Source organism: Sedimentitalea sediminis, assembly GCF_042687825.1.
In the GTDB taxonomy this organism is placed as follows: Bacteria; Pseudomonadota; Alphaproteobacteria; order Rhodobacterales; family Rhodobacteraceae; genus Sedimentitalea.
In genome coordinates this window covers 1-11,598 of the sequence record NZ_JBHUQE010000007.1, presented here as the reverse complement: position 1 = coordinate 11,598, position 11,598 = coordinate 1, and the positions used below count along the sequence as shown (strand labels likewise).

The following is an 11,598-nucleotide window of genomic DNA, read 5'->3' as shown; positions in this document are numbered from 1 at the left end:
CCGGGCCGTCAGTGCAGCTGCGCGCGGACCAGAAAGGCCACGACCGTGGTCTCGCCCAGTGCGCGCAACGCCTCCAGCCGGTGCAGCCCCTCGACCAGAATGAATCCCTTGCCCTCGGCCCGGACCCGGATCGGCGTGGTCTGACCGTTGTCGATCATGTCCTCGGCAATCGCCTGCACCTTGTCCGCCTGCAGCGTCCGCGCGCGCTTGGCCGGGACCCGGATGTCGGACAGGGCGATGGTGTGTTTTTCCAGCATGGGGCCAGCATGACCGGAATGAAAATTTTTTGGAAGGTCAATTTATTGACATACAAGGCTTGGCCGGAGAAAAGAAAGTGGATGATGCATCACGTCTGGGCAGTCGCCAATATCAACTTTCTCTACTTGGGATTTCAGCGAATTTTGTTGGATGTCGCGGATCAAAGATCAAGATGCGATGCCATCCGCGAATAATTGGGAGTGCGTCTAAGAGCTCGTTCAACTCGATCGGCCCTGCTAGAGAAAAAGAGATATGGTTCTCTAGGACGAGCCACCAACTGGAGTATGTATCGCGAAAAGGTTGCGTCAAATCAAACTTACGACTGGATATTCGGCGAATGTTATCCGCCAATGTGGGGATCACCCATCCGGTATTGTTTCTGTCTAAATAGCCGGCAAACCGATACCGAATATCTGGCTCAAAACTCGCCTGATAAAAGTGGAGGCAGAAGCCTGACGAGATGCGGACAGGCTCCGCTGGGATGTTCTCCTCGTGAAATACCTGTTTCAGGAATTGGCGCAGATCGGTTCGAACTTGTCGCCAGTCAATTGGCCGTTTCAGGCTAAATCTAACAAACCACGTGGTGGTATTGTTCTTGCTGTCGAACCTTTTGAGCTGTCCAGTGAAACTATCGCAAATGCTGCGTATATCGCTGTCCAGATTTATCTGTTTTCGGTCTATTTCGATTGCCTTGTTCAGCCGCGTAACCTCGACCGCGACCTTGCCATTCAAAGCGAAATCCGGTGGGCAGTTTCCGTCCGGTTCGTAGCACCATGAGCCGGGTTCGAGCGCATACAACAATTGCAGCGCTCGCTTCTCCGTTTCGTCCATCTAACCCTGCAACGCCTTCACCCCCACGTCCCCCTCGGCCTGGGCCTTGATCGCCAGCGCGGCGGCGTGGGAGCCGGCGGCGGTGGTGAAATAGGGGATCTTGTCATAGAGCGAGATGGTGCGGATCGACTTGCTGTCCTCGACCGCCTGCGCGCCTTCGGTCGAGTTCATCACCAGTTGCACCCGCCCGTCCTTCATCAGGTCGGTGACGTCCGGGCGGCCTTCGTAGACCTTGTTGACCACGTCGCAGGTGATGCCATGCGCCGCCAGCCAGCTCTGGGTGCCGCGTGTGGCGACGATGGAAAAGCCAAGCCCGGTCAGAATCTGCGCCGCCTGCAGCATTTCCGGGGTCTTGTCGTCATCCTTGATCGACAGAAAGGCACAGCCCGAGGTCGGCAGCGCCATGCCGGCCCCCATCTGCGCCTTGAGAAAGGCGCGGGGAAAATCGCGGTCCCAGCCCATGACTTCGCCGGTCGACCGCATTTCCGGACCCAGGATCGTGTCGACGCCGGGAAAGCGGGCAAAGGGCAGCACCGCCTCTTTGACGGAAAACCACGGCATGTCCGGATCGGCCAGGGTCATCGGATCGGCCAGCGGCAGCACGGTGTCGTAGTCGGCATCCACGTCATAGGGCGGGCGCATCGGGAAATTCGACAGCGGCTCGCCGGCCATGACCCGCGCGGCGATGGACGCGATGGCGGAATCCGTCGCCTTGGCGACAAAGGGCACGGTGCGGCTGGCGCGGGGGTTGACCTCGATCAGATAGATTTCGCCGTCCTTGACCGCGAACTGGATATTCATCAGACCGACCACGTTCAGCGCATGCGCCAGCGCGTGGGTCTGGGTCTTGATCTCGTCGATGATCGCGGGCGGCAGCGAATAGGGCGGCAGCGAACAGGCGCTGTCGCCGGAATGCACGCCGGCCTCTTCGATATGTTGCATGATGCCGGCGACATGCACCTGCGTGCCGTCGCAGATTGCATCGACGTCCAGTTCGACGGCGCCGGCCAGATAGCTGTCCAGCAAGACCGGGCTGTCGCCCGACACCACCACCGCGTCCGAGATATAGCGTTCCAGCTGGCTTTGGTCGCGCACGATTTCCATCGCCCGCCCGCCCAGCACATAGGACGGCCGGATCACCAGCGGAAATCCGATTTCCTCTGCTATTTCAAGCGCCTGCGCATCGGTGCTGGCAATGCCGTTGTTCGGCTGCTTCAGACCCAGCCCCTGCACCAGCTGCTGGAACCGCTCGCGGTCCTCGGCCAGGTCGATGGCGTCGGGCGTGGTGCCCAGGATCGGAATGCCCTCGTCATGCAGGGCATTGGCCAGTTTCAGCGGCGTCTGGCCGCCGAACTGCACGATGATGCCGTGCAGCGTGCCGTTCTGCTGCTCGACCCGCAGGATTTCCATCACATGTTCAAAGGTCAGCGGCTCGAAATACAGCCGGTCGCTGGTGTCGTAATCGGTGCTGACGGTTTCCGGGTTGCAGTTGACCATGATGGTTTCATATCCGGCATCGGTCAGCGCGTAACAAGCGTGACAACAGCAATAGTCGAACTCGATCCCCTGGCCGATGCGGTTCGGACCGCCGCCCAGGATTACCACCTTCTTGCGGTCGCTGGGGCGGGCCTCGCATTCGACCTCGTCCATCATCGGGGCCTCGTAGGTCGAGTACATATAGGGCGTCTGCGCCTCGAATTCGGCGGCACAGGTGTCGATGCGTTTGAACACGGCGGTAACACCGGCGGCGTGGCGGGTCCGGCGGATGTCGGTCTCGGCGCGGCCGGTCAGCTTGGCCAGCCTTGCATCGGTAAAGCCCATCATCTTGAGCGCGCGCAGGCCCTCGGCACCCTCGGGCAGACCGTTGGCACGGACCTCGGCCTCGGCCTCGACAATCTCGCGGATGCGGGCCAGGAACCAGGGGTCGAACATCGTGACCGCATGGATTTCGTCGTCGGACATGCCATGGCGCATCGCCTGGGCGATGGTGCGCATCCGGTCCGGCGTCTGCTGGGCAATGGCCTTGGTGATCGCGGCACTGTCCGGGGCGCCGGGGATGTCGACCTCGTCAAACCCGGTCAGCCCGCTTTCCATGCTGGCCAGCGCCTTTTGCAGGCTCTCGTGGATGGTGCGGCCGATGGCCATGGCCTCGCCCACCGATTTCATCGCCGTGGTCAGATAGGGTTCCGAGCCGGGGAATTTCTCGAACGCGAATTTCGGGATCTTGGTGACAACATAGTCGATGGTCGGCTCAAACGAGGCGGGCGTGACCTTGGTGATGTCGTTGTCCAGCTCGTCCAGCGTATAGCCCACCGCCAGCTTGGCGGCGATCTTGGCGATCGGGAACCCGGTAGCCTTGGAAGCCAGAGCGGAACTGCGCGACACCCGCGGGTTCATCTCGATCACCACCATGCGCCCGTCCGCCGGGTTGACCGCCCATTGCACGTTCGAGCCACCGGTCTCGACGCCGATCTCGCGCAGGACGGCGATGCTGCCGTTGCGCATGATCTGGTATTCCTTGTCGGTCAGGGTCAGCGCCGGGGCGACGGTGATGCTGTCGCCGGTGTGCACGCCCATCGGATCGACGTTCTCGATCGAGCAGACGATGATGGCGTTGTCGGCGGTGTCGCGCACCACCTCCATTTCGTATTCCTTCCAGCCCAGCAGGCTTTCGTCGATCAGGATCTGCCCCATTGGGCTGGCATCCATGCCCGAGCGGCAGAAATGTTCGTAGTCGTCGCGGTTATAGGCCACCCCGCCGCCGGTACCGCCCAGCGTAAAGGCAGGGCGGATGATCGCCGGCAGGCCGATTTCCTCCAGTGCGTCCATGGCCAGCGCCAGCCCGGCGGTCAGGTCCTTTTTGCCATTGGCGCCGGTAGGGGCGGTGACGATGGTCGCTTTGGGGTTCTCGATGCCCAGCCGGTCCATCGCTTCGCGGAACAGCTTGCGGTCTTCGGCCATCTCGATGGCTTCGCGTTTGGCGCCGATCATCTCGACGCCATATTCCGCCAGCACACCCATTTCCTCCAGCGCCAGGCTGGTGTTCAGCCCGGTCTGTCCGCCCATGGTCGGCAACAGTGCGTCGGGACGTTCGACGGCGATGATCTTGGCGACCACCTCGGGTGTGATCGGTTCGATATAGGTGGCGTCGGCCAGACCCGGATCGGTCATGATCGTCGCCGGGTTCGAATTGACCAGAATGACGCGATAGCCTTCCTCGCGCAGCGCCTTGCAGGCCTGGGCGCCGGAATAGTCGAACTCGCAGGCCTGTCCGATGACAATGGGACCAGCTCCGATGATCATGATCGACTTGATGTCGGTTCTCTTCGGCATGGCGCGGCCCCTTGTGATATGCGAGTCAGGCGCCCCCAATGCGCCCAAATTGTCCTGCGTTATAGGCATGGTCCGCGCGGGTGCAAGGGGGTTCGGATCATCTTGGGCCGCTGTGTGGCCGCGACCCGAATTATCGCCGTCCGGGATACGAAACCCGGTGCATTCGCGGTTTGTTCGCAAAGCCGGCAAGGGCGATTTCCGCAGCTGGCGGGGTGACCCGATCGGTCCGGACCAAAGAACGGGCCTGTCAGCGTTGTGTCCGGCAGGGCGCAGGGTGACCCGGCCGTCGGGCCTCGGCCCTTTGTACGCCGCGCTTTGGGTTGACTTCCCAGCCCAAGCACGCTGTATCGGCGCGACGTTTCAACGCCCGAAGGGATCCGATCCATGCATGCCTATCGCAGCCATACCTGCGCCGACCTGACCGCCGCCAATGTCGGCGATACCGTTCGCCTGTCCGGCTGGGTGCATCGGGTGCGCGATCACGGCGGGGTCCTGTTCATCGACCTGCGCGATCACTATGGCATGACACAAGTGTTGTGCGACGGCGACAGCGCCGCCTTTGCCGAGTTGGAAAAAGTGCGCAGCGAATGGTGCATCCGCATCGACGGCACCGTCAAGGCGCGCGATCCGCAGCTGGTGAACCCCAAGCTGCCGACCGGCGAGATCGAGGTCTATGTGCGCGATCTCGAAGTGCTGGGGGCGGCCGAGGAACTGCCGCTGATGGTGTTCGGCGAACAGGAATATCCCGAGGAAACCCGCCTGCGCTATCGCTATCTGGACCTGCGGCGCGAGGCGATGCAGCGCAATATGGCGCTGCGCAGCGACGTGGTGGCCAGCATGCGCCGGCGCATGTGGAACCAGAAGTTCCGCGAATACCAGACCCCGATCATCACCGCATCCAGCCCCGAGGGCGCGCGCGATTTCCTGGTGCCGTCCCGTCTGCATCCGGGCAAGTTCTATGCGCTGCCCCAGGCGCCGCAGCAGTTCAAACAGCTGATCATGGTCAGCGGTTTTGACAGGTATTTCCAGATCGCGCCCTGTTTCCGCGATGAAGACCCGCGCGCCGACCGCAGCCCCACCGACTTTTACCAGCTGGACATGGAAATGTCCTTTGCCACCCAGCAGGACGTGTTCGACACGATCCAGCCGGTGATCCGGGGCGTGTTCGAGGAATTCGGGCGGGGCGCCAAGGTCGATCAGATCTGGCCGCAGATCAGCTATCGCGACGCCGCCCTGTGGTATGGCACCGACAAGCCCGACCTGCGCAATCCGATCAAGATGCAGGATTGTTCCGAGCATTTCCGCGGCTCGGGTTTCGCGATTTTCGCTAAACTGCTGGAACAGGACGGCACCGAAATTCGCGCGATTCCGGCCCAGGGCGGCGGCAGCCGCAAATTCTGCGACCGGATGAACAAGTTCGCGCAATCCGAAGGGCTGCCCGGCATGGGCTATATCTTTTGGCGCGACCAGGGCAACGGGCTCGAAGCCGCCGGACCGCTGGCCAAGAATATCGGCCCCGAGCGCACCGAGGCGATCCGTCAGCAGCTGGGGCTGGGTGTCGGCGACGCGGCCTTCTTTCTGGGCGGCAAACCCAAGAGTTTCGAGCGCGTGGCCGGCAAGGCGCGCGACGTGATCGGCCAGGAACTGGGCCTGACCGAGCAGGACCGGTTCGCCTTTGCCTGGATCGTCGATTTCCCGATCTTCGAGCAGGATGACGAGACCGGCAAGATCGACTTTGAACACAACCCGTTCTCGATGCCGCAGGGTGGTATGGCGGCGCTGGAAGGCGACCCGCTGCAGGTGCTGGGCTATCAGTACGATCTCAGCTGCAACGGCTATGAAATCCTGTCCGGCGCGATCCGCAACCACAAGCCCGAGATCATGTTCAAGGCGTTCGAGATCGCCGGCTATGGTGCCGACGAGGTGCGCAAGCGTTTTGGCGGCATGGTCAACGCGTTCCAGTACGGCGCACCGCCGCATGGCGGCTGCGCCGCCGGCATCGACCGTATCGTCATGCTGCTGGCGGATACCGCCAATATCCGCGAGGTCATCATGTTCCCGATGAACCAGCGCGCCGAAGACCTGATGATGGCGGCCCCCGGCGATCCCACCAGCGATCAGCTGATGGAGCTGAGTCTGCGGGTGATCCCGCAAGCGGACTGATCCGGCCCGGCGTCTCGACCGGCAGCGCCAACGCTAGAGGTCCAGCCGCGGGCTGTCGGTTCCGGCCCCGGCACGGGGTGGATCATCCGTGGTGATATTGCCCGGCAGAATGCCGACCGCCAGTACCGGGCAGCCGCCCGAGCGCCCGGCGCCGATGCGGCTGATCAGCTTGTGCGTGCCGGTGGTGCTGGCACCGAACTTGGCGGCCACTGACTTGCCGGTTTCCCGCCCCTGCTTGTCCAGGGCCGGGCCCAGCGACTTGAAATAGGCGTTGGACAATTCCCGGGTCACGATCACCCCGACATCGATCACGCCGGCCTCGAAAAACGAGCGAAACGCATAAAGGTCGCGGTCATAGGTCTGGTCCTTGGAGTTCCATTCATAGTCGAACGCCACCCGCCCGCGCCAGAAATCGACCAGATGGTTGTGGATGTAATCCTCGCGCAGGATACTGTCGATGACCGGCGCGGCATCGCCCTTGCCGGCCCGCAGGCGCACGGTCAGATCGGCTTCGATCCGCACCTGGGTGTGAAACCCCGCCGTCTCGGCCAGATGCCCGAACCGCCGCGTCGCCGCCATCTCGTTGCCGCCGGGCATGCGGATTTCCCGCTGGGATATGCGAAACTCGCGCAATACGTCGCGGATCATCGCCAGTTCCTGCGGCGCCCGCCGTTCCAGAATGGTCGCGGCGCTGCGATAGCTGGTGACGCTGTAGCGACCGGCCAGGTCGGGGCCGAACAGATCGGCGACGTCGCAGGTGTCAAACACCATGTCTGCGAGGCGGCGGTTCAGCGCGCTACTCCGCCGCGACCGAGGAATTATAGCTGTAGGTCTTCCAGTCGGGCTTGTAATCGGCATCCGCCTGGTTGCCCCAGACGGTCCAGCCCTGACGCACGCCGCGGCCGAACAGCTCCAGATAGGGCCCCCACGAACAGCTTTCGATCAGGTCGTATTGTTCGTCGGGTTTGCGCGAATGCTCGCGCTTGCGGGTCTGCATCATGTTCACCTGCCGCCGCCCGGGGGGCAGGGTGCGGGCATTCTTGCCACGGGTGCCGAACAGCAGAATCTCGGTCACGTTGCGGAAATAGAAACCGACGCCGCGCCCGTCGCTGCCGCCATCCTTGCGCACCTTGTGCCAGATGATGTTGGATTTGTATTGAAAGCCCCAGGCGTCCAGCACCCGCAGCCCGTCCGGCAGCAGCGCATTGGGCACCCACATATAGCAGTGCGCGCGATCCTCCAGATGATCGGACACGGGCAGGTTGCAGATGTCGTCCAGCGTCATCGTCGGATAGCGCGCCAGGCGCTTGTGTTCCGGTGCGACCTTGCCGGTGCGGTTGGTGAACCGCCACGGTGGGTCCGCCATGACGGTTGCGAACCGGTCGGAACCCAGGAATTTGGACAGATTTTGCGAAGGCGTCTCGGTCATATCCAACATATAGCTAGAACTTTCCTCTGCTGTCATCAGAACAATAGTAGAACAAAAAATCTTTCGCAATTGCTGATCCGGCGTGACGGGGGTGAGAATGCCATCATCGGACTGCCCGGGTTCGGATGCGGGTCTGTGATCGGCGGTGCCAACAGGGTGATGAAATCGTCGCGCAGCGGTGCTATATCTGGGGCGGGACTGACCCAAGACAGGTTTTCGCAAATTGCCCTTTTACGGTGAACTGGCCGATATCCGTTTCGGCTGCGGGTTGTCGCCGCATCTGCCGCCGCCGCGATCCGGCGCCGACATGCTGGACGGGCTGCGCCGGCCGGACGCCATGGCGCAGCGCTTTGCCGTTCCGCTTTTTGCGGACTATGCCTGGCATCTGGCCACCGCAGACCGGATTCGAACGCGCGGCCGCAAGACCGGCACGCAGGATGCCGCGCGGCGGCAGATCGTCGAGATCGGCAAGGCGCTGGCGGGCGAACGGATGCGCTGGTTTGCCGCCAACCTGCTACGCTGGAGCCACAGCGAGACGCCGCTGCGCGAACGTCTGACCCTGTTCTGGGCCGACCATTTTACCGCCCGGGGCAAGACCATGCTGACGGCGGCGGCGGGGTTCCCCTATATCGAAGAAGCGATTCGACCCAACCTGACGGGCCGATTTGCCGATCTGCTGGTCGCGGCCACCACCCATCCGCTGATGTTGCACTATCTCGACCAGGCGCGTTCGGTCGGACCCAACAGCCCGGCGGCGGCCCGCGCCAAACGGCTGGGCGGGCTGAACGAGAACCTGGCGCGCGAAGTGTTGGAACTGCACACGCTGGGGGTGAACGGGCCGTATACGCAAGGCGATGTGCGGCAATTGGCCGAACTGTTCACCGGGCTCAGCTATCGCAATGGCCAGGGTTTCAAGTTCCGCGCCGGGTTTGCCGAACCGGGGGCCGAGACGGTGCTGGGCCGCCAATATGGCGGCGATCGGGGTGCGCTGGCGCCGGTTCTTTCGGCGCTGCATGACCTGGCCACGCATCCGGCCACCGCGCGCCACATCGCCGGCAAACTTGCGGTGCATTTTGTCTCGGACCTGCCGGACCCGGCGCTGGTCGATCACGTTGCCGCCAGGTTTTTGCAGACCGGCGGCGACCTGTTGGCGGTCTATGGCGCGTTGCTGGAACATCCGGCGGCGTGGACGGCCGCACCCGGCAATGTCAAACCTCCCTTTGATTTCGTTGCCAGCGCGTGTCGCGCCCTGGCGCTGCGGCCCGAGCGGATGGCGGCGCTGACCCCGCGCCAGATGCGCCGTGGTCTGTTGCGGCCCCTGCGTCTGATGGGCCAGCCTTTGCTGCGACCGAACGGGCCGGATGGCTGGCCGGAGGCGGACAGCGCCTGGATCACGCCGCAGGGCGTTTCGGCACGGTTGCGCTGGGCCGTGGCCGCGCCGCAGATGCTGCAACCGCAACTGCCGGATCCGCGCGCCTTTGTCCGGACGGCTTTGGGCGTGCGCGCAACCGCCCCGGTGCGATTCGCCGCCAAGGCCGCCGAAAGCCGTCCCGACGCGATCGGGCTGGTGCTGGCGGCCCCCGCCTTTCAACGCCGATAGGAGATTGCCGATGCCCATGTCACCGCCCCTGTCGCGCCGTGCCTTTCTGACCCGATCCGCCCTGATCGGCTGTTCCGCGGCGGCCGGTCCGCTGCTGACCCCGGTCAGCTTTGCCGCGGCCCCCTGGGACAGCCGGCTGGTGGTGATCATCCTGCGCGGCGGCATGGACGGTCTGTCGGTGGTACAGCCTTGGGGCGCGCCGGAATTCGCGCATCTGCGCGCCGGGTCGGGCCCCCGAAACGGTGCCGCGGATCTGGACGGTTTTTTTGCGCTGCACCCCGCGCTGGCCCCGTTGCTGCCGCTATGGACGGCCGGAGATCTGGGATTTGTGCACGCGGTCTCGACCCCCTATCGCGACAAGCGCAGCCATTTCGACGGGCAGGATCTGCTCGAGGCGGGCACCGCCAGCCTGCAGGGCGCGCGCGATGGCTGGCTCAATCGCATGCTGACCCAGGTGCCCGGTGTGCGGCCGCGCACCGCCTTTGCCATCGGCCGCGGCGAGATGAAGCTGCTGGACGGTGCGGCACCGGTGGCCGACTGGTCGCCCGAGGCGGATCTGACCCTGAGCCCGCCGACATTGCAACTGGCCGATCTGGTGATGCAGGAGGATGCCGCCTTTCATGCCGCCCTGAGCGAGGCGGCGATGCTGTCCGGCGAGGAGGAAGAAACAGCGCCACGCAAGGGCAGGGCGCATGTCAAGATCGCCGATTTCGCCGCTCGCCAGTTGCGCGGCGAAACCCGCGTGGCGTCGTTTTCGATCAATGGCTGGGACACCCATAGTCGTCAGGAGCGGGGGCTGAACCAGGCGCTCAAGCGCCTGGCGGACACGCTGTTGACCCTGCAGCGGGGCCTGGGCGCGGCGGTCTGGCAGAAAACCGCGATCGTCGCGATGACCGAATTCGGGCGCACCGTGCGCCTGAACGGCACCGGCGGCACCGATCACGGCACCGGAGGGGCGATGCTGTTTGCGGGTGGGGCGATCCGCGGCGGCCGGGTGCTGGGCGACTGGCCGGGGCTGGACGAGGCGGCGCTGTATGACCGGCGCGACCTGATGCCCACCGGCGATGTGCGCGCGCCGGTGGCCTGGCTGATGCGCGGGCTGGCCGGGTTGGACCGGCCGGTACTCGAACGCACGGTATTCCCCGGGCTGGACATGGGGCGCGATCCGGGCCTGCTGGCCTGAGGCGCGCCGGGCCGGAAAAGGCGCTGTCCTTTCCGGGGCGCGGGACCTAGGCTGGCGGCATGAATGCCGTGAATTCAGATCGCCCCATCGGCCCGCCGGTCGAGAACTGGGTGCCGCCGCCGGCGCCCACGGGCGCGGTGCTGCAGGGTCGCTATGCGCGGCTGCAGCCTCTGGATGCCAGGACCCATGCCAGCGCGCTGTTCCAGGCCTATGCCGGCCATGACGCGCTGTGGGACTACATGGGGGCCGGGCCATTTGCCGACGCCGATGAATTCGCGCGCTGGGTGCGGGATACTGTCGCCGATCCGGCGCATCGGTTCTATGCGATCACCGATCTGCAGTCCGGACAGCTTGGCGGAATGGCCAGCTATTTGCGGATCAATCCCCAGGCGGGTTCGATCGAGGTGGGGAACATCAGTTTCGCCCCGGTGCTGCAGCGCACGCGCGCCGCGACCGAGGCGATGACGCTGATGACGGGCTGGGCCTTTGCGGCCGGCTATCGCCGGTATGAATGGAAATGCAACGCCCTGAATGCGCCGTCGCGGCGGGCCGCGCAGCGCCTGGGGCTGAGCTATGAGGGGGTGTTCCGTCAGGCCTTGATCGTCAAGGGCCGCAACCGCGATACCGCCTGGTTCGCGGCCATCGACTCGGAATGGCCGCGCTTGCGGGCGGCTTATGACCGCTGGCTGGAGCCGGCGAATTTCGACGGAAACGGCCGGCAGATCCTGCGCCTGGGTGATCTGACCCGGTCGATCCGGGTCGCCTCGGATCCGACGCTCTAGCGCGTGAAGAGATCAGCTT

9 protein-coding genes are annotated in these 11,598 nt (G+C 64.3%); 4 read left to right on the top strand and 5 right to left on the bottom strand.

What is annotated here, in order from left to right; translation table 11 throughout:
* Positions 1–8: 8 nt before the first annotated feature.
* The 3 genes from ACFMPD_RS07615 to carB form a co-directional block, all read right to left on the bottom strand.
* Positions 9–257 carry a ParB N-terminal domain-containing protein gene (locus ACFMPD_RS07615; protein ID WP_380993202.1) on the bottom strand — a complete coding sequence of 83 codons (249 nt, stop codon included), beginning with the start codon at positions 255–257 and terminating at the stop codon, positions 9–11.
* 112 nt (positions 258–369) lie between these two features.
* Entirely contained in the window at positions 370–1,089 is a 720-nt protein-coding gene (locus ACFMPD_RS07610; protein WP_380993201.1) for a hypothetical protein, read from the bottom strand.
* Positions 1,090–4,422, bottom strand: a complete 3,333-nt coding sequence (gene carB, locus ACFMPD_RS07605; protein ID WP_380993200.1) for a carbamoyl-phosphate synthase large subunit — start codon at positions 4,420–4,422, stop codon at positions 1,090–1,092.
* Positions 4,423–4,806: 384 nt separating this feature from the next.
* Here carB and aspS point away from each other — a divergent pair, with 384 nt between their 5' ends.
* Positions 4,807–6,585: an aspartate--tRNA ligase gene (gene aspS / locus ACFMPD_RS07600; RefSeq protein ID WP_380993199.1), complete on the top strand. Its 1,779-nt coding sequence runs from the start codon at positions 4,807–4,809 to the stop codon at positions 6,583–6,585.
* Between the two features lie 33 nt (positions 6,586–6,618).
* Here aspS and ACFMPD_RS07595 read toward each other — a convergent pair whose 3' ends face one another.
* Both ACFMPD_RS07595 and ACFMPD_RS07590 read right to left on the bottom strand, forming a co-directional pair.
* Positions 6,619–7,356 (bottom strand): BglII/BstYI family type II restriction endonuclease, encoded by a 738-nt coding sequence (locus ACFMPD_RS07595; protein WP_380993198.1) that lies wholly within the window; start codon positions 7,354–7,356, stop codon positions 6,619–6,621.
* A gap of 25 nt (positions 7,357–7,381) precedes the next feature.
* Positions 7,382–8,014, bottom strand: coding sequence for an MT-A70 family methyltransferase (locus ACFMPD_RS07590; protein WP_380993340.1), 633 nt, complete (start codon positions 8,012–8,014; stop codon positions 7,382–7,384).
* A 223-nt stretch (positions 8,015–8,237) separates the two neighbouring features.
* On the opposite strand from ACFMPD_RS07590, the gene ACFMPD_RS07585 reads away from it, so the two are divergent.
* Genes ACFMPD_RS07585 through ACFMPD_RS07575 form a run of 3 tightly spaced genes read left to right on the top strand, consistent with a single transcriptional unit; the run spans position 8,238 to position 11,579 of the window.
* Complete coding sequence (locus ACFMPD_RS07585; RefSeq protein ID WP_380993197.1) at positions 8,238–9,614, top strand: DUF1800 domain-containing protein; 1,377 nt, start codon at positions 8,238–8,240, stop codon at positions 9,612–9,614.
* A gap of 10 nt (positions 9,615–9,624) precedes the next feature.
* Positions 9,625–10,797: a DUF1501 domain-containing protein gene (locus ACFMPD_RS07580; protein WP_380993196.1), complete on the top strand. Its 1,173-nt coding sequence runs from the start codon at positions 9,625–9,627 to the stop codon at positions 10,795–10,797.
* 59 nt (positions 10,798–10,856) lie between these two features.
* A complete protein-coding gene (locus tag ACFMPD_RS07575; protein ID WP_380993195.1) occupies positions 10,857–11,579 on the top strand; it encodes a GNAT family N-acetyltransferase in 723 nt (240 codons plus the stop codon).
* Positions 11,580–11,598: the final 19 nt, after the last annotated feature.